Raw genomic sequence first — 19,365 nt, 5'->3', positions numbered from 1 at the left:
CGGGGCCCGACGGCGACTACTGCGGTGACGGGCCGGCCCCCGCGCGTGGGGCCCGTCCGGACGGTTCACCCGGTGACGGTGATGGTGGCCTCGGCACGCGCGCCGTTCACCTCGACCGTCAGGCGTATCGGCGCGCCGGGCCGCAGTGCCGTCAGGGTGCCGGTGGCCGGGTCGAACCGGGCGGTGTGCCAGGGGCGCACCCCGGCCGCCGAACCGACGTGCACTCCCGGCGACGCCGACCAGTCGGCGCTGACCGGTGCGGCCACCGGGACCGTACGCCCGTCGGGCTGGGTCAGCGTGGCGGTGACCGCGACGGGGGTGCCGACCGCGACGCTGGCCGGGGCGGCCACGGTGAGGCGGTCGGCGTGCGCGTGGAACTCCGCGTCCACCCAACGCGGGCCCTCGGCGAGGGGGTCACGACGGGCCCGGTCGGCCTCGGCCGGGGTCACCGGGTCCACGCCGAACTCCGTCCAACCGGTGAAGCCGCCCTGGTCGGCCGGGGTGGACGGCGTCTTGCCGGCGTTGCCGTTGATCACGTACGGCACCCCGTCCACCCGGTCGGCGTGGAACGTGCCGACGTGCCCGCCCACGAACAGCGCGCCCTTGCCGGTGCGGTGCTGGAAGTCGGCCAGCCACTGTTCCAGCAACGCCGCCTCCTTGCGGTCGCCGAGCTGGCTGGCCTGCGCCGGGCTGGGGTCACGCGTCGGGTGGTGGTGCAGGACGACGACCGAACCCACGCGCCGGTCGGTGGCCGCGGCGTCCAGCGCCTCGCGGAGCATCCGTACCTGGTCGAAGCCTCCGCCGCGCAGCGTCCCGGTGGACGAGTTCAGCGTGACGAACCGGGTGCCGTTGTGGTCGAACACCCGGGAGGTGGCACCGAACGCGGCCGCGAAGTTGCTGATCGGAGCGCCCATGATCTCGTGGTTGCCGGGCACGTAGTACCAGGGCAGCGCGTCGCCCAACTCCTCGTCGAGGATCCGCCGGGCCAGCGCGAAGTCGGCCGGGTAGGCGGTGTCCACGAAGTCGCCGTTGATCAGGAGGAAGTCCGGCCGGGCCGCCCGCACCTCGCGCAACGTCCGCCGGGCCTGGGCGACCAGGTCGCTGTCCGGGTCGGCGGCGACGAACTGGGCGTCGGAGAGCACAGCGAACCGCCACGGCGCGCCGTCCACAGTGCCGTCGCGGACCACCACCCGATCGGTACGCAGGGCCACCTGCGGCACGTCGACGGTCGGGGGCACCTTCGCCACCAGGTCATCGATGATCACCTCGCTGGTGTACTGCGCCGCCGCGTTCGTCTCGGCCACGTAGAAGCGGCGTACCCGCACCGGGTACTGCACCCCGGCCGGCACCGCGAACTCCACGTACCGCCAACCGGTCCAGGTGATCAGTGGGCCACGCAGCACGTGTTGCGTGTCCTGGGCGTCGTGCAGGTGCAGGCTGGGCCACTCCCCAGTGCCGTTGCCGTGGATCCACATCCCGAAGGCCTGCGGTTGACCGGGCACCTCGATCCAGGCGGGCGGGTCGGCGTACGCGGCCCGCGTGCCGGTGGACTGGCTGAAGTCGTACGACATTCGCAGGCCGGTGCCGGTGTGCCCGGGCGCCGGCGCCACCGAACCGCTGGCACGGGCCTGACTGAACCGCCAGGACGCGGCGTCGTCGAAACCGGCGACCGGCACGTCGGTCAGCCCGACGGTGACCGGCAGGACCGCGCTCGTACGTCCGACGTGAACGGTCACCAGGCCGGAGCCGGTGTCCCGTAAAGCAGCGATGGACAGGTTGCCGTCCCCGGTGGGGGTGATCCGCAGCAGGTCCCGGTCGTAGTCGAGGGTGAGGTCGTTCGGCTCGATCGGCGCGGTGTTGCCTTCGGCGTCGTATCCGACGACGCCGACCAGGGCGTCACCGTCCCGGCCGGTCAGCCCGACCCGCGGCGCGGTGGTGCCGATCCGGGCCAGCGGGCCGAGCACCGTGAGGTTCAGCGAGCCGGTGACCCGCCCCCGTCCGGCGGTGACCGTGCTGGCCCCCGGCGCGGCGGCGTGGAACACGCCGTCCCTGTCGACCCGGCCGCGTACCGCCGGGGTCGCCCGCCAGGTGGGGGCGCCGGCCGCCGGCCCGTACGTCTCGTCGTAGCCGGATGCGGTGAGTGTGCGGGTCAGCCCCGGGAAGACCCGGTCGGGCCGTCCACCTCGCACCGGTGAGACGCCCGGGGCGGCGGTGGGGTCGCTGGCCGTCTCGACCCAGTAGCCGGTGAGTCGCCCGCTGCCCTTCGGCGCGTAGATGGCCAGGCCGTTGGGCACGGCCCGCTCGCTGCCGTCGGAGGGGCCGTTCTCCAGCTGCACGGCGGGCGCGCCCGGCTCCCGGGCCAGCAGCGTGGACGATCCGCCACCGTCCAGGTTGAGCGCGTGGTGGGCGCCCAACTCGGCCATCATCCGGCCCATCTCGGTCTGCGTCACGCCGCGGCTGTCGACCTGACGGCCGTCCACCGTCAGCATGATCATTTTTCGACCGTCGGCGCTGAACCCGACGGCGGTGCGGGGTGCGAGGGTCGGGTCGGCGATGGCCTGCACGACGCCGTCGCGGACCAGGACGTTGCCGCCCCCGACCGCCGCGTGCAGGGTGCTGCCGTCGGACGGCTTCGGCCGCCAGGCGACCGCCACCGGGTCACCGGGGCGCAGACCGGCAAGCGCGTCCGCGCCGAGGTCGCGGCCGAGCAGCACGGTGCTGCCCGCGACGATCGGGCCGCTACCGGCCACGCTTCCCACCGCGGCCACCCGACCGCCGGTCACGGTGACCTCGACCACCCGGACCGCGCCCTCCACGGCACGCTGCCGGGGATACGTCCCCCACAGCTCGGTGAAGGCGCCGATGCCGTCGGCCTGCACCATGTTGTTGAACTGGGTCAGCGGGACCGGCCCGGTGGGCAGGGCGGCGCTGCCGTCGAAGTTCACCTCGATCACCCGCCCGACCCCGTTGGTGGTGACCGCCACCGCGTTGCGATGACCGTTGACCCCCGACTGGATCAGCTCGCCGTCACGGACGCCGACGCCCTGGGCGGCACCGGAGTTGTTGATGTCGAAGAAGTCGCCGTTGACCGCGGCGACAGCGCGCGACTGGTCCACCGCCTTTCGCAGGGGCTCGGCCCGGCTGACCGCGCCGGAGTTGACGTAGTCGACCGTGGAGCCGCCGGCCAGGTCGGTGGTGAGCGCGTCGGCGCGCAGCCAGCCCTCGGCGTCGTACCGGTCGAAGGACGTCAGTTGCACGCCCGGCGCGACCGGCCGGGTGGCCTTCGTGGTCTCCAGCCCACCGGCCGGCTCCAGACCACCAGCGCCGGTGGTCGGGGCGGTCGCGACCGTCGGCGCGGCGGACAGGCTGACCGAGCCGGCCGGGCGGGAGGACGCGGGCGGCGCTTCCTCGGCGATGGTGGGTGAGGCCACGGACGGTGAGGCCGGTGTGGGCGGGTCGATGGTGGGTGCGGCGGTGGCCGGCGGCGACAGGGCCAGGGCGAGCAGCGGCGTCAGCAGCAGGACGCCGGTGCGGCGGGCGGATCGTCTGCGGGTACGCATGGACGACAGTCAACCCGGCGATGAATAGAAGTTTCAATACCTGTCGACTGAACCGAAGGAAAATTCCATCATCTGACGGCGTGGAGGTCATCGCCCGCCGGCTGCGGATGTCGGCTCGGAAACATGACGAAGGGGCACGGCCGCGATGGCCGTGCCCCTTCGTCGTCACCCGGGGATGGTTACTCCCCCGGCGTCGACTTCGCGATCTGCATCAGGAACTCGATGTTCGTGCGGGACTGCTTGAGCCGGTCCAGCAGAAGATCCATCGCGGCCTGCGAGTCCAGCGAGTGCAGCACCTTCCGGAGCTTGTGGATGATGGCCAGCTCTTCCGGTGCGAGCAGGACCTCTTCCTTACGCGTACCGGACGGGTTGATGTCGATGGCCGGGAAGGTCCGCTTGTCGGCGATCTTCCGGTCCAGCTTCAACTCGGCGTTGCCGGTGCCCTTGAACTCCTCGAAGATGACCGTGTCCGCCATGGACCCGGTCTCCACCAGCGCCGTGGCGATGATGGTCAGCGACCCGCCGTTCTCGATGTTGCGGGCCGCGCCGAGGAAGCGCTTCGGCGGGTACAGCGCCGTGGAGTCGATACCACCCGACATGATCCGGCCGCTGGCCGGCGCCGCCAGGTTGTACGACCGACCGAGCCGGGTCACCGAGTCGAGCAGCACGACGACGTCGTGCCCAAGCTCGACGAGGCGCTTGGCCCGCTCGATGGCCAGCTCCGCCACCGTGGTGTGGTCCTGCGGCGGACGGTCGAACGTGGCCGCGATGACCTCGCCCTTGATCGACCGCTGCATGTCGGTGACCTCTTCAGGCCGCTCGTCCACCAGCACCACCATCAGGTGGCACTCCGGGTTGTTGCGGGTGATCGCGTTCGCGATCGCCTGCAGCACCATCGTCTTACCCGCCTTGGGCGGAGACTGGATGAGTGCCCGCTGGCCCTTGCCGATCGGCATGACCAGGTCGATGACCCGGGTGGTGAGGATGTGCGGCTCGGTCTCCAGCCGCAGGCGCTCCTGCGGGTAGAGCGGGGTGAGCTTGTAGAACTCCGGACGACGCCGGGCCTCCTCGGGCTCCATCCCGTTGATCGTGTCCAGCCGCATCAGCGGGTTGTACTTGTCGCGCCGCTGGTCACCGCTGTTGCCGCCCTCTCGGGCCGCCCGCACCGCACCGGTGATCGCGTCACCGCGGCGCAGGCCGTACTTCTTGATCTGGGACATCGAGACGTACACGTCGTTCGGGCCGGCCAGGTAACCGGTCGTCCGCACGAAGGCGTAGTTGTCGAGCACGTCGATGATGCCGGCCACCGGGACGAGTACGTCATCCTCGTTGACCTGCGGCTCACGCCCGCCGGTGTCGGTACCGGTCTCGGTACGCTCGCCGCGCCCACGGCGACGGTCCCGGAAACGGCTGCGCCGGCCGCGCCGGCCGCCACCCTCGTCGTCGTCGTCGCTGTCCCGCTCGACACGCTGACCACGGTCGTTGCGGTCGTTGCGGTCACCGCGGTCGGGTCGGTCGTTGCGCTCGGCCCGCTCGCCCCGGTCGGAACGCTCGCCCCGGTCGTTGCGCTCGCCCCGCTCGGCCCGATCGCCACGCTCGGCACGGTCGCCCCGGTCGTTGCGCTCGCCACGCTCGGTCCGCTCACCCCGGTCGGCACGCTCACCGCGGTCGGCCCGCTCGGTCCGCTCGCCACGCTCGGCCCGCTCGCCCCGGTCGGAACGCTCATTCCGGTCGGCACGCTCGCCCCGGTCGGCACGCTCGCCCCGGTCGGCACGCTCGGCGCGCTCCGGACGCTCGGCCCGGTCGCGGCGGTTCTCGCCACGCTCGGCCCGCTCGCCGGCTTCCGCCTCGTCGCTACGCGGCTCGGTCGTCCGTGCCTCGGTTGCCCGTGCCTCGGTTGCCCGCGGCTCGGTCGTCCGCGCCTCAGCGGGGCGAGCCTCGGTGGTACGGGCCTCCGCCGTTGCGGTCCGGCTCCGCCGGGTGCGGCTACGGCCCTCGGTCTCGGCGGCCGGCTCGGCCGGCGCCTGCTCGGCACCGCGTCCTTCGGCTGCCGGCCGGTCGGCGGTCTCCCGCACCTCGGCGCGCACTCCCTCACGGGTCGGGGCGGCCGCGGCCGCGACCTCGGCCCGTGGTCGAGGGGTCCCGGCGGCGTTGCCGCCCTGCCGCTCGGAAATCGCGGCGATCAGCTCGCCCTTGCGCATGCGAGCCGTGCCGGAGATGCCGAGCGACGCAGCCAGGCTCTGCAGCTCTGGCAGCAGCATCGCCGACAGACCGGTGCCGCTACGCCGCCGACGGGCGGGAGCGGCTGCGGTGGCATCGCCAGCGACGTTGGAAACATCCGACGTCACGTCGGTGGTGTCGCTCAATGGATTCCTTCCCTCGATAGGCCGGGACTGCCCGGAGTCGGAGCTCAGGTGGCCGGGCGGCCTCGGTGCACCCGCCTCGCAAGGACGCGTCGCGGGAGTCTGTTACACAGCAGCCGGTCGGTATCCCGACTCACCAACGTCGGTGAGCAGGTCTCGCCGTCTGCGGCGACCTGTGGAAACTGCGGTGCGGCGTGGGCCTTTGGCAGGGGTAGACGGGCTGACCGCCGAGAGCTTCGGGGGTGCGCCGCCCCGCAGGAGATCGCGTGCTTCGCGGCTGTGCTAGGTCTAGAGCGTAATCAACTCTTCCGACCTGCGGCAACAGGGTCCCGCTCGGCGTGTCCAAGTCTACCCCGTGCGACCCGCGCGCCGCTGACGTCTATCGGTAACTGCCAGATCTCCCAGTCTGTTCCCACTGGGAAGCCCGCCGGAGGCTGACTGAGCGCCAGAACAGTCGGCCCCGCCCCACTGACCACAGCTGCCACATCGGCCGCACGCAGCGCGCTGACCAGGGCAGATGTGCCTGGCATGCCCGCTGCGCGGTAATCCTGATGGAGTCGGTCGACGGTCGCCGGCAGCAGCAGGGTCGGGTCCGTGGTGAGCGCGTGCACCAGCAGCGCCGCGCGCCCGGCGGTCAACGCGGCGTCACCATGCGGCACGGTTGCCGGCAGAGCCTCCCGCGCGGTCGCGGTCAAACCGCGTTCCGCCGGAACGAAAACAGTGGGCCGCACCGCTGCGGCGACCGGCAGCGAAACCGCCCGGGCGCCGCCCGGCTCGGACCAGGCCACAGTGAAACCGCCGAGCAGGCACGGCGCCACATTGTCGGGGTGGCCCTCGATCTCGGCGGCCAGTCGCAGCGCGCCGGCGTCGTCGAGGCGCTGCTCCCCATCGACGACCAGGGCACGGGCCAGCAGCACCCCGGCGACGATCGCGGCGGACGAGGAGCCCAGCCCACGTGCCTGCGGGATCCGGTTGACACACTCCACGCTCAGCCCTGCGGGGTGGGCCCCGAGCACGTCGAACGCGGCGCGCATGGCCCGCACCACCAGGTGCCGGTCGTCGTCGGGCAGCTCACCGGCGCCCTGCCCGGTCACTGTCACCCGGACACCGCCCGAGGCGACCTCGGCGGCCACGTCGTCGTAGAGCCCGAGGGCGAGACCCAGCGCGTCGAAGCCCGGGCCCAGGTTGGCGCTGGTCGCCGGGACGCGGACCCGGACCGGCTCGGCGGTGAAGTTCGTCGGCACGCGCCCATGCTAGGGCTCGGGACCGACGAACCGGTCCCGCGCCCGCTGCCTGGGACCGTCGAGTTCAGCCGGCCGGGTCCGGGACCGGCTCGACGGCCGGATCGGTGAGCGACAGCCGGCGGGTGGCGATCCGCCAGCCGACCGCGTACACGAGGGTGATCAGACCGCAGCCGGCGAGCACCACCCGTTCGTCGACCGAGTCCACCACCAGGGCAACCGCCAGTTGACTCACCGAGATCGCCAGCGTCGCCAGCATCATGTCGGTGGCGAAGACGCGGCCCCGCAACCGGTCCGGGACTTCACCCTGAAGGGCGAAGTTCGACATCACCCAGTTGCTGCCACCCGCGAAGTGCGCCACGAAGACCAGCAGCAGCACCAGCGGAAACCATCGCACCACCGAGGTGCCCAGGTAGGACAGGCCATAGAGCGACATGGACAGCGCGAGCCCGGGCAGCAGCCAGGCCCGGTTGGTCAACACCCGGCGCATCAGGATCGGCCCCACCAACGCTCCCGCGCCGCGTACGGCGAACAGCAGGCCGGCACCGAGCGGGCCGACACCGTACACGCCGGCCAGCAGCGGAAACACTGTCAGCACGCCGTTGCCCAGGCCCACCGCGGACTTGACGGTGACAAGCGCGAGCACCCGGGGGCGGTGACCGATGTAGCCGAGCGCCTCGCGGACCGCCGACCAGGTTCGCTGGGCCGGTTGGTCGGCGTCCCGAGGCGCCTGCAACGGCCGACGGATCCGGGTGGCGAGGGCCGCGGCCGCCGCCAGGCCCACCGCCGCGACCCAGAAGCAGACGTACGGGCCGGCAGCGGTGCTGAGCACGCCGCCGAGCGACGCACCGACCACGGTCATGGTGCCCCAGGCCGAGCCGGCGACGGCGTTGCCAGCGGCGAGTTCGTGGGGCTCCAGCACGTTGGGCAGCGCAGCCTGGGCGGCCGGCGAGTAGAACGCCTTGGCGACCGCCACCACTCCGATGGCGACCAGCGCCAGCCACGCGGTTCCGGCGTTCCGCACGCCGAGCAGCAGCAACACGCCCGCCAGCGCGGCCACGTTCGCGGCGATCATGATCTTTCGGCGGTCGAAGCGGTCGGCGATGGTGCCGGTGTACGGCAGCAGCAACGCCACGATGCCGGTGTCCACGGCCAACACCAGCGCGCCCCAGACGCCGCTGCCGGTCAGGTGCGGCAGCAGCACCAGCAGCGGCACCATGACGAACCAGTCGGCGCCGAAGACCACCAGCTCGGCGGCGAAGAGGTTGCGGAAGCTCCGATTGCCGGTCAGAACCGAGAGGGTGGACGCCACGGAGCGCGACCCTACCTGGTCGGTGTCGTACCCACACCCGCTCCCAGCAGCGCCGAAACCGTGACGAAGGTGTAACCACGCGACCGTAGCCCGTTGATCATGTCGGTCAGACCCCGCAGTGCGACCAGCCGCCGGTGCGCCCCCACATCGTGGCCGAGCACGATCGTTCCCGGTCGAACCTCGGCCACGATCCGTTGGGCGTGACCGGCCGGATCGTCGGGGAACTGGCGCTCCACCATCTGCAACGACCAGAGCACCAGCCGATAGTCCAGCCGGGCCGCCGCGTGCAGCACCGCCCCGCCCAGGTGGCCATACGGCGGGCGGAGGAGCGCCGGCGGCACCCCGGTCAGGTCGGCGATCGCGTCGTGGCTGCGGCGCAGGTCGTCGTACGCCTCGGCGGCGTCCAGTTCGGCCAGGTCCCGGTGTTCCCAGCTGTGGTTGCCCACCTCGTGCCCGGCGAGCCGGTCGCGGACGACGTCGGCGTGTCGACGGACCTGCGCGCCGACCATGAAGAAGGTGGCCGGCACCCGGTGCTGGGCCAGTGTGTCGAGCACCATGGGAGTCCACTGTGGTGCCGGCCCGTCGTCGAAGGTGAGGGCCACCAGGCGCTGGTTGGTCCGCCCGGACCAGACGACGTCCACCGCGCCGGAGCCGACATCCTGTTGGCCGTTACCGAGGGTGGCGCTGGCGGGGCCGCCGGCGATCGGCATCCGGCGATGGGTGATCCACCACGCCTCGGACGTCCCCGCGCCGATGGCCACACCGCCCACCACCAGCAGGCCACGGCGCAGCAGGTCGCGTCGGCCCCACCCGCGCGCGCCCTCGGCCATCTGCCCGCCCCGCTTCACCCACACCCCCACCCGTCTACGAGGAGTATGCAAGAAGTTACACAAAGTGTGGGGTGGTCGAGTCGGAGTGTTTTCGGTCGAATGAACCGGGAACGCCCCCGGCGACAATCCGCCGGGGGCGTTCCGAACTGCTCTGCGACCTACTCGGTCGGCTCCGCCGGAGGCAGCGGGGAGGTACGGCTACGCGGCAACCGCAGCACCTCGAACTGGTCCGTGCCCTCCACCAGCGCGGCCGACGGCGCGGGTCGCGCGGCCGGCTGCACACCCTCGGTCGCGACCGGGGCGGGTGCGCCACTCGGCACCGCGACCTGGTTCGGCGCTGGCGTCTCGTCGGCCTCCGTCGTCGTGGTCACCGCCGACCCGCCGGAACGCCGTCGTGCGCGCCGAGCCCGCAGCGACTCCTTGGTGTGCTCCACCATCGTGTAGAGCGTCGGCACCAGGATCAGCGTGAGCAGCGTCGAGCTGAGCAGACCACCGATCACCACGACCGCCAGCGGCTGAGAGATGAAGCCGCCCTCACCGGTCAACCCGAACGCCATCGGCAGCAGCGCGAAGATCGTCGCTACCGCCGTCATCAGGATCGGGCGCAGCCGGCGACGACCACCCTCGACCACCGCTTCCCGGACCCCCATGCCCTGCGCCCGGTACTGGTTGATCAGGTCGAGCAACACGATCGCGTTGGTCACCACGATGCCGACCAGCATCAGCACACCGATCAGCGCCGGCACACCGAGCGCCGTCCCGGTGATCAACAGCAGACCGATGGCACCGGTCGACGCGAACGGGATGGAGATCAGCAGGATCAGCGCCTGAGTGAGGCTACGGAACGTGGCCACCATGATCAGGAAGACGATGGCGATCGCGGCCAGCACCGCCAGGCCCAGGTCCGCGAAGGCGTCCGCCTGGTCCGCGCTGACACCACCGATGGTGAAGCTCGCACCCGGCACGTTGAGGCCGTCCAGCCGCTTCTGCAACTCCTTGCTGGTCGCGCCCAGGTTCGAGCCGGTCGCCGCGCCGGTCACCGACACGCTGCGCTCACCGTCGATGCGGGTGACCTGCTGCGGGCCCTCACCCTGGGTGACCTGCGCGATGTCGCCCAGCTTGACCGGACCAACCGGCAGTGCCCGCAGCTCCTCCACCGTCATCGGCGGCTGCGTGCCCAACCGCAGCACCACGTTCTGCTGCTGGCCGTCGAGCGCGACCTGACCCAGCGGCGCTCCCCGGAACGCCTGCGACACGAGCTGCCCCACGGCGGCCTCGGTGAGCCCGACCCGACCGGCGGCGACCCGGTCCACCACCACGTCGACCCGCGGCACCCGCGCGGCCAGGCTGGTGGACACGTCCTCGACGTCCGGCAGGCCGGCCATCGCGGCCCGCGCCTCCTCGGCGGCCCGGGTCAGCGCCTCCGGGTCGCTGGCCTGGACGATCACCTCCAGCTGGCTGGTCGACGCCTCCTGCCCGCCACCGAAGCTGATCTCACCCACACCGGCGCCGAGCTTGTCGAACTCCTTGCGCAGCACCTCACGCATCTGCTTCGCGTCGGTGTCACCGTCGAGCGCCAGCGACCAGCTGGCGACGTTGTTGCCGCCGCCGCCCGCCCACGGGTTGTCCCCACCGCCGGCGGTCACCTGGTACGTCTCGACGCCGTCGGTGTTCGACAGCACCGACTCGACCTGCTTGGCCGCCGCGTCGGTGGCCGCCAGGCCACTGCCGGCCGGCAGCTCCTGGCTCATGTTGAGGGTGTCCTGGCCGGAGTCGTCCAGGAAGTTGGTCTCCAACTTCTGCGCCAGACCGAAGGTGCCGAAGAGCACCAGCAGGCCGAGCCCGACGGTGATCCAACGGGTCGACCGCTTGCCGGTGGCGAACCCGATCACGGGCAGGTACGCCCGCTGCAACGGGCTGCGCAGCTCCTTCTCCTCCGCCGCGTGGCGTACCGCCTCGTCGTCAGCGGTGCCGCCGCGTGGCTTTAGGAACCAGTACGCGAGGACCGGAATCACTGTCAGCGACACCAGCAGCGAGGCGAGCAGGGCCACCGTCACGGTGATCGCGAACGGCGCGAAGAGCTGGCCCACGAACCCGCCGACCAGCGCGATCGGCGCGAACACCGCCACCGTGGTGAGGGTCGACGCGGTCACCGCACCGGCGACCTCCCGAACGCCGGTGATGATGGCGTGCCGTTTCTCCTCGCCGTACTCAAGGTGGCGTTTGATGTTCTCCAACACCACGATCGAGTCGTCGACCACCCGACCGACCGCGATGGTCAACGCGCCGAGGGTGAGCAGGTTGAGCGAGTAGTCACCGATCCACAGGGCGATCAACGCCACCAGCACGGAGAGCGGGATGGAGACCGCGGTGACCACCGTCGAGCGCACCGACAGCAGGAACACCAGGATGACGATGACCGCCATCACCAGGCCCAGCAGGCCCTCCGTGGTCAGGGACTCGATCGACTTCTCGACGAACGGCGCCTGGTCGAAGACCACTGTCAGCTCCGCGCCGGAGGCGTCCTTCAGGTCGTCGAGCCGGTCCCGGATCTCGTGCGAGATCTCCACGGCGTTGCCGTCCGGTGCCGCGGTGACCGCGATACCGAGGCTGTCCTTGCCGTTGGTCCGGGTGATCGCCGTGGCCGGGGCGAGCTGCTGCTCGACCGTCGCCACGTCACCGAGGCGAACGGGTGCCGCGGCTGGGACGACCACGATGCCGCGCAGGTCCTCCAGGGTGGCGATCGGCGTGCCGACCTGCACCGGGAGGGCCAACGCTCCGTCGGTCACCGCGCCGGCCGGAACCGCCACGCCGTTGGTCTTCAGCGCCGCGCCGATGGCCGTCGGCTGGATCTTCGCTGCGGCCAACTTCGCCGGGTCCGGGGTGACCACCACGACGTCGTCGCGGGTGCCGGTCACCTCGACAGTGCGTACCCCCTCGATGCCCTCCAGCTCCGGCACCACAGTCGCGCGCAGCTTCTCGGCCAGCGCCCGCTCGTCCGCGGCGCCGGCCGCGGCCAGCACCACCGCCGGCAGGTCGTCGGTGCTACCCGCGATGACCTGCGGGTCGACGCCCTCCGGCAGTTGGGAGTCGATCCGGCTCAACGCGGTCTGCATCTTGTTGACGACGTCGTCGAGGTCGGTGCCGAACTCGTACGTCACCTGGACGGTGGCCGCCCCCTCGCGGGAGGTGGAGGTGACCTGGTCCAGCCCCGGGATGCCCTGGAGGGCGTTCTCGATCGGCTCGGTCACCTGCGACTCGACGATCTCGGGGCCGGCGCCGGGGAAGGGAGCCACGATGAACGCGGCCGGGAACTCGAGCGACGGCAGCAGTTGCTGCTTCAGCGACGGCACGGCGAACACTCCGAACACCGTGGTCACCACCGCGATGAGGGCAATCAGCCCTCGGTTGGCGAGGCTGAATCTGGCGAGCAGCGACATCGGCCTGGCTCACTCCTGAACGAGAATGCGGGCGGGGATACCCGAAAGTGTGCCGGACTCGCATACCTCGGCCCCCGCCGCCCCCGGGCCGTCGCGCCGTTCAGCTGCCCGCCGTCGAACACCGCCCGGACGGCGGCGCGCTCAGGCCAGGTCGAGGGCGCGCGCCGCGGCCAGCGGGTCGTTCGCGATGGTCACCGGTGCCGGCGCGGTGGAAATCGCCCATTCCGGGTCCTTCAGCCCGTGGCCGGTCACCGTGCAGACCACTGTGGAGCCGGGCGGCACCGCGCCCGCCGCGGCCTGCTGCAACAGGCCGGCCACGCTGGCCGCGCTGCCCAGCTCGACGAAGACCCCCACCTCACGGGCGAGCAGACGGTACGCGGAGAGGATCTCCCGGTCGGTCACCGACGCGATCAGGCCACCGGAGGCGTCTCGGGCATCCAGTGCCTTGGTCCAGCTCGCCGGGTTGCCGATCCGGATCGCGGTGGCGATGGTGGACGGCTCCGGCACCACCTGGCCGGTCACGATCGGGGCCGCGCCGGCGGCCTGGAAGCCGTACATCTTCGGGGTGCGGGTGGTGGCACCGGCGGCCCGATCCTCCGCGTATCCCATCCAGTACGCGGAGATGTTGCCGGCGTTGCCGACCGGCAGGCAGTGGATGTCGGGCGCGTCGCCGAGCGCCTCGACGATCTCGAAGGCTGCGGTCTTCTGGCCGTGCAGCCGGTCGATGTTGACCGAGTTGACCAACGCGACCGGGTAGTCCTGGGCGAGCTTGGCGGCCGTCGCGAGGCAGTCGTCGAAGTTGCCGTTCACCTGGAGCAGCTTCGCGCCGTGCACCAGCGCCTGGGCCAACTTGCCCAACGCGATCTTGCCCTGCGGCACCAGCACGGCGCAGGTCAACCCGGCCCGGGCCGCGTACGCCGCGGCGGAGGCGCTGGTGTTACCGGTGGAGGCGCAGATGATGGCCTTGTTGCCGGCTTCGACCGCCTTGGACACCGCGAGGGTCATCCCCCGGTCCTTGAAGGAGCCGGTCGGGTTGGCGCCCTCCACCTTGAGGTGCACGTCGCAGCCGAGCCGGGCGGACAGCACCGGCGCCGGCAACAGCGGGGTGTTGCCCTCGTGCAGCGTGACGACCGGCGTGGCCGCGGTGACCGGCAGCCGATCCCGGTACGCCTCGATCAGACCCCGCCACATGTCGCTCTCCTCGCCTCTACCGCCGTGCCCACCCGATTGTCAGGGCCACCTTGGACCAGCCTGCTGGAGTGGTCAATGGCACACCCCTGCCTACCCACCTGGCGGGACGCGCGCGCCGCCCCGTCGATGATGCAACGACTCAGGCGCCGCCCTCGACCCGCAGCACACTGGTGACCGACCGGACGATGTCCAGACCGCGCAGCTCGCCGACGGTCGCGGCGAGCGCGGCGTCCGGTGCCACGTGGGTGACGATGACCAGCTCGGCGTCGCCGTCGCGACCCGCCGGCCCGCCCGCCGAGCCCTGCCGCACCGTCGCGATCGACACGTCGTGCCGGGCGAACACGCTCGCCACCGACGCCAGCACACCCGGGCGGTCGGCCACGTCGAGGCTCACGTGGTAGCGGGTCAACGCCTCACCCATCGGCCGGACCGCAAGGTCCGCGTACGCGCTCTCGCTGGCCGCGCGCACCCCGGCGAGCCGGTTGCGGGACACCGCGACCACATCACCGAGCACCGCGCTGGCGGTGGGCGCGCCACCGGCGCCCCGACCGTAGAACATCAACTGCCCGGCCGCGTCGGCCTCCACGAAGACCGCGTTGAACGCGTCCCCGACACTGGCCAGCGGGTGGCTGCGCGGGATCATCGCCGGGTGCACCCGGACGCTGACCGTCTCCTGGCCGGTGGAGTCGACACCCCGGGCCGCGATGCAGAGCAGTTTGATCGTGCAACCCATCGCCTGGGCGCTGGCCATGTCCGCGGCGGTCACCTCGGTGATGCCCTCGCGGTGCACGTCGGCGGCGCCGACCCGGGTGTGGAACGCCAGCGAGGCGAGGATCGCCGCCTTCGCCGCCGCGTCGAAGCCCTCCACGTCGGCGGTCGGATCGGCTTCCGCATACCCCAGGGCGGTGGCCTCTTCAAGGGCCTCGGCGAAGCCGGCGCCGGTCGCGTCCATCGCGGAGAGGATGAAGTTGGTGGTGCCGTTGACGATGCCGGTGACCCGGTTGATCCGATCGCCGTGCAGCGACTCGCGTAGCGGGCGCAGCAGCGGGATGGCCCCGGCCACGGACGCCTCGTAGTAGAGGTCGCCGCCGCCCTCGGCCGCCGCCTCGTGCAGGGCCACGCCGTCCTCGGCCAGCAGCGCCTTGTTGGCGGTGACCACGCTCTTGCCGGCGCGCAACGCCTCGACCAGCCAACTCCGGGCCGGTTCGATGCCACCGACCACCTCGATGACCACGTCCACGTCGTCGCGCTTGATCAGGCCGAGCGCGTCGGTGGTGAACAGGTCCTCGTCGACCGGCAGGTCACCCCGGTCGCGGCCGAGCCGACGGACGGCGATGCCGGCGATCTCCAGCGGGGCGCCGATCCGCGCGGTGAGGTCGGCCGACTGCTCGTGCAGCAGCCGGACCACCTCCTGGCCGACAGTGCCACAGCCGAGCAGCGCCAAGCGCACAGGTGACGTCATCCAACATCCAATGCGAGCAGGTCCTCTTCGGTTTCCCGCCGGACGATCAGGCGCGCCTGGCCGTCGCGCACCGCGACCACCGGTGGCCGGGGCACATGGTTGTAGTTGCTGGCCATGCTTCGGCAGTACGCACCGGTGCCGGGCACTGCGACAAGATCTCCGGGCTGCACGTCGGCGGGCAGGAATTCATCCTTCACCACGATGTCCCCGGACTCACAGTGCTTTCCCACCACGCGGGCGAGCAACGGCTGCGCGGTCGAGGCCCGCGAGGCCAGCGTCGCCGAGTAGGACGCGTCGTAGAGGGCGGTGCGGATGTTGTCGCTCATCCCGCCGTCGACGCTGACGTACGTCCGGAGGCCGTCGAGGTCCTTGACCGTGCCGACCTCGTAGAGGGTGAACACGGACGGGCCGACGATGGCCCGGCCCGGCTCGATCGACAGGTGCGGCACGGCCAGGTTCTCCGCCGCGCACTCCGAATCGACGATCTTGCGAAGCCGCTTGGCCAGATCCTGCGGGGTCGCCGGGTCGTCCTGGGTGGTGTACGCGATACCGAAGCCGCCGCCCAGGTCCAGCTCGGGCAGCTCCACCCCGCGCGCGTCGCGGATCTGCGCCTGAAGGGCGAGCACCCGACGGGCCGAGACCTCGAAGCCGCTGGCGTCGAAGATCTGCGACCCGATGTGCGAGTGCAGGCCGCGCAGCTCCAGCACGCCCTCGTCGAGGATCTTGAAGGCGGCGGTCGCCGCGGCACCGCCCGCGAGGGAGAAGCCGAACTTCTGGTCCTCGTGGGCGGTGGCGATGAACTCGTGGGTGTGCGCCTCGACGCCCACGGTGACCCGGACCAGCACCCGGGGCCGGACCCCGCGCTCGCGGGCCAGCGCGGTGAGCCGGTCGATCTCGGTGAACGAGTCGACGATGATGCGGCCCACCCCGGCGTCCAGCGCCCGGCCCAGCTCGGCGATCGACTTGTTGTTGCCGTGGAAGCCGATCCGCTCCGGCGGCATTCCGGCCGACAGGGCGGTGGCCAGCTCGCCGCCGGTGCAGACGTCGAGGAACAGCCCCTCCTCGGCGATCATCCGGACCACCGCCCGGCAGAGGAACGCCTTGCCCGCGTAGAAGATGTCCTCGGTCGGGAAGGCCGCCCGGAAGTCGCGGCAACGCGAGCGCAGGTCGGCCTCGTCGAGGACGTACACCGGGGTGCCGAACTCGGCCGCGATGTCGCGGACGCTGAGGCCCGCGACGGCGACCGCGCCGTCCGCGCCGCGCGTCACGCTGCGCGGCCACAGCGCCGGCACGAGGGCGTTGACGTCTGCCGGGGTACGCAGCCAGGCCGGCCCCTGGTTGCTGATGTCCGCGTGCAGCGCACCAGCCTCATGAGCCCTCATGTCACATCCTCTCGGGTGCGGAGACGCCGAGCAGGTGCAGGCCGTTGGCGATCACCGTGCGGGTGGCGTTGTTGAGCCAGAGCCGTGCGCGGTGCAGGTCGGTGATCTCCTCGTCGCCCAGCGGCAGCACCCGGCAGTTGTCGTAGAACCGGTGGTAGGAGGCGGCGACGCTCTCCTCCAGGTAGCGGGCGACCCGGTGCGGCTCGCGCAGCTCGGCGGCCGTCGCCACCACCGCGGGGAACTGGGCGAGCGCCTTGAGCAGCTCGTTCTCCTTCTCGTGGTCGAGCAGCTCGGGGCGGAACGCGTCGGCGTCACCCGGGACCAGCCCCACCTCGGCGGCGTTACGGGCCACACCCGCCGTCCGGGCGGCCACGTACTGCACGTAGTAGACCGGGTTGTCGCGGGTCGCCCGGGTCCACAGCTCGATGTCGATGTCGATCGGGGAGTCGCTGGAGTAGCGGGCCAACGCGTACCGGGAGGCGTCCACGCCGATCGCGTCGACCAGGTCCTCCAGGGTGATCACGGTGCCGGCCCGCTTGCTCATCCGCATCGGGGCGCCGTCGCGCAGCAGGTTGACCAGCTGCCCGATGAGGATCTCCAGGTTGCGTTCCGGGTCGTCGCCGAAGCAGGCGGACATCGCCTTCATCCGGCCGATGTAGCCGTGGTGGTCGGCACCCAGCATGATCACGACCCGCTCGAAGCCGCGCTCGCGCTTGTCCAGGTAGTAGGCGCAGTCCGCGGCGAAGTACGTCCACTCGCCGTTGGACTTGCGCAGCACCCGGTCCTTGTCGTCGCCGAAGTCGGTGGTGCGCAGCCAGGTGGCGCCCTCGGACTCGTAGAGGTGCCCCTGCTCACGCAGCCGGTTCAGCGCCAGGTCGAGCTCGCCCCTGTCGTGCAGGTCCTTCTCGTTGAAGTAGGTGTCGAACTCCACCCCGAAGTCGCGCAGCGAGGAGCGGATCTCGTCGAACATCAGCGCGACGCCCTCGACCCGGAAGACCTCCTGGGCCGCGTCGTCATCGAGCGAGGACACCTCCGGCCGGCGGGCCTGCACCTCGGCGGCGATCTCGGCGATGTACGCCCCGCCGTAGCCGTCCTCCGGCGCCGGCTCGCCCTTGGCGGCGGCGAGCAGCGACCGGGCGAACCTGTCGATCTGCGAACCGGCATCGTTGAAGTAGTACTCCGTGCCGACGTCGGCGCCGGTGGCCCGCAGCAGCCGGCTCAGCGCGTCACCCACGGCCGCCCAGCGGACCCCGCCGATGTGCACCGGTCCGGTCGGGTTGGCCGAGACGAACTCCAGGTTGATCTTTTCGCCGGCGAGCCGGTCACTGCGGCCGTACTCCGCGCCGGTCTCGACGATCACCCGCGCGAGCTGACCGGCGGCCGCCGCGTCGAGCCGGATGTTCAGGAAACCCGGCCCGGCGATTTCCACCGATTTGACGCCTTCTGCCCGGCCCAGCTCGTCCGCCAGGGCCGTCGCCAACTCCCGGGGAGGAACGCCGACCTTCTTGCTCAACTGCAGCGCGAGCGTCGAGGCGTAGTCGCCGTGCTCGGGGTTGCGCGGTCGCTCCACCACCGTGCTCGCCGGCAGCGCGGCGCGGTCGAGCCCACGCTGCTCGAAGACGGCGTGGGCGGCGGCAAGGACGACCGAGGCTAGTTCTGCAGGAGTCACCCTGCCATGTTATCGGGGGTAGACTCGGGCACTCGGCGGCTCCCCTGCGCGTCATCCGGCCCGCCACTCCCCTGACCGACCGACTTGACGAGGCACGATGAGCATCAGCACCCCAGGTGGCCCTGAGCGCCGCCCGACCGTGGTCAGCACCGGCAAGAAGCCGGCCGCGGGCCGGCCGGCGTCCGGCGCCAAGGCCGGTTCCGGCAAGCCGACGGGCAGGCCGGCAGGCTCCCCCCGGGCCGGTGGAAAGGGCCCGCGCAAGCCGGTCACACCGGTCAAGGTGAGCCAGGGCCGCGCATGGGGGCCGATCGCGCTCTTCGTCGCGGTCGGCGTGCTCGCTGCCGGCATCATCGGCTACGGCGCCTGGGCGTCGTTCCAGGGCGCCAAGCCGTGGGACAAGCGGGCCAACGCCATCGACGGCATCGCCAACATCCGCAAGTCCGACCCGGACAGCCTGAAGTACGAGTCCCACAAGTCGGGCCCGCTGACCTGGAACTACTCGCCGCCGGTGGGTGGGGTGCACAACGCCGCCTGGCAGAACTGCATGGGCGACGTGTACGACGCCCCGATCGCCAGCGAGCACGCGGTGCACAGCCTGGAGCACGGCGCGGTGTGGATCACCTACCGCCCCGACCTCCCCAAGGACCAGGTCGACAAGCTCGCCGGCAAGGTGCGCGGCGTCGAGAAGATGCTGATGAGCCCGTACGAGGGCCTGGACAAGCCGATCTCGCTGCAGGCGTGGGGCTACCAGCTCAAGCTCGACAACGCCGACGACTCGCGGATCGACGAGTTCATCAAGGACCTGCGGGTCAACGCGTCCGTCGAGGGCCCGACGGCGCTCTGCAACACCGGCATCACCGCCACCGGCACCACGCCGCGTGAGCTCCAGCAGCAGCCCCAGCAGTAAGGACGGCA

The 19,365-nt window shown here is 71.7% G+C and carries 11 protein-coding genes; 1 reads left to right on the top strand and 10 read right to left on the bottom strand.

The annotated features are described in order from the left end of the window. Nucleotides 1-65 precede the first annotated feature (65 nt). The 10 genes from AB0B48_RS04355 to argS all read right to left on the bottom strand — a co-directional run bounded on the left by AB0B48_RS04355 (nucleotide 66) and on the right by argS (nucleotide 18,450). Nucleotides 66-3,560: a phosphodiester glycosidase family protein gene (locus AB0B48_RS04355; RefSeq protein ID WP_357195688.1), complete on the bottom strand. Its 3,495-nt coding sequence runs from the start codon at nucleotides 3,558-3,560 to the stop codon at nucleotides 66-68. A 179-nt stretch (nucleotides 3,561-3,739) separates the two neighbouring features. Continuing rightward, entirely contained in the window at nucleotides 3,740-5,926 is a 2,187-nt protein-coding gene (rho, locus tag AB0B48_RS04350) for a transcription termination factor Rho (protein ID WP_357195685.1), read from the bottom strand. A gap of 296 nt (nucleotides 5,927-6,222) precedes the next feature. Next, nucleotides 6,223-7,167, bottom strand: coding sequence for a homoserine kinase (gene thrB / locus AB0B48_RS04345; protein WP_357195682.1), 945 nt, complete (start codon nucleotides 7,165-7,167; stop codon nucleotides 6,223-6,225). Nucleotides 7,168-7,231: 64 nt separating this feature from the next. Next, nucleotides 7,232-8,476 (bottom strand): MFS transporter, encoded by a 1,245-nt coding sequence (locus AB0B48_RS04340; RefSeq protein WP_357195679.1) that lies wholly within the window; start codon nucleotides 8,474-8,476, stop codon nucleotides 7,232-7,234. Nucleotides 8,477-8,487: 11 nt separating this feature from the next. Further along, entirely contained in the window at nucleotides 8,488-9,330 is an 843-nt protein-coding gene (locus tag AB0B48_RS04335; protein ID WP_357195676.1) for a polysaccharide deacetylase family protein, read from the bottom strand. A 134-nt stretch (nucleotides 9,331-9,464) separates the two neighbouring features. Next, on the bottom strand, nucleotides 9,465-12,746 hold the full coding sequence (locus tag AB0B48_RS04330) for an efflux RND transporter permease subunit (protein ID WP_357195673.1): 3,282 nt from the start codon (nucleotides 12,744-12,746) through the stop codon (nucleotides 9,465-9,467). 141 nt (nucleotides 12,747-12,887) lie between these two features. Beyond that, entirely contained in the window at nucleotides 12,888-13,937 is a 1,050-nt protein-coding gene (gene thrC, locus AB0B48_RS04325) for a threonine synthase (protein ID WP_355008081.1), read from the bottom strand. Between the two features lie 139 nt (nucleotides 13,938-14,076). Continuing rightward, on the bottom strand, nucleotides 14,077-15,387 hold the full coding sequence (locus AB0B48_RS04320; RefSeq protein ID WP_357195705.1) for a homoserine dehydrogenase: 1,311 nt from the start codon (nucleotides 15,385-15,387) through the stop codon (nucleotides 14,077-14,079). Between the two features lie 8 nt (nucleotides 15,388-15,395). Next, complete coding sequence (lysA, locus tag AB0B48_RS04315) at nucleotides 15,396-16,781, bottom strand: diaminopimelate decarboxylase (protein ID WP_357195669.1); 1,386 nt, start codon at nucleotides 16,779-16,781, stop codon at nucleotides 15,396-15,398. Nucleotide 16,782: 1 nt separating this feature from the next. Beyond that, nucleotides 16,783-18,450, bottom strand: a complete 1,668-nt coding sequence (argS, locus tag AB0B48_RS04310) for an arginine--tRNA ligase (RefSeq protein WP_357195666.1) — start codon at nucleotides 18,448-18,450, stop codon at nucleotides 16,783-16,785. A 97-nt stretch (nucleotides 18,451-18,547) separates the two neighbouring features. Between argS and AB0B48_RS04305 the strand changes: the two genes are divergently transcribed. Continuing rightward, nucleotides 18,548-19,357, top strand: coding sequence for a DUF3105 domain-containing protein (locus AB0B48_RS04305; protein WP_357195663.1), 810 nt, complete (start codon nucleotides 18,548-18,550; stop codon nucleotides 19,355-19,357). Nucleotides 19,358-19,365: the final 8 nt, after the last annotated feature.

The organism is Micromonospora sp. NPDC049089 (assembly GCF_040648775.1).
Taxonomy (GTDB): domain Bacteria; phylum Actinomycetota; class Actinomycetes; order Mycobacteriales; family Micromonosporaceae; genus Micromonospora.
This window is presented reverse-complemented; position numbering and strand designations above follow the sequence as displayed.

Bases quoted from the DNA above. Each gene is read 5' to 3' on its own strand.
- AB0B48_RS04330 (WP_357195673.1), bottom strand. From the start codon at position 12,746: ATGTCGCTGCTCGCCAGATTCAGCCTCGCCAACCGAGGGCTGATTGCC.
- AB0B48_RS04305 (WP_357195663.1), top strand. From the start codon at position 18,548: ATGAGCATCAGCACCCCAGGTGGCCCTGAGCGCCGCCCGACCGTGGTC.
- thrC (WP_355008081.1), bottom strand. From the start codon at position 13,937: ATGTGGCGGGGTCTGATCGAGGCGTACCGGGATCGGCTGCCGGTCACC.
- lysA (WP_357195669.1), bottom strand. From the start codon at position 16,781: ATGAGGGCTCATGAGGCTGGTGCGCTGCACGCGGACATCAGCAACCAG.
- AB0B48_RS04355 (WP_357195688.1), bottom strand. From the start codon at position 3,560: ATGCGTACCCGCAGACGATCCGCCCGCCGCACCGGCGTCCTGCTGCTG.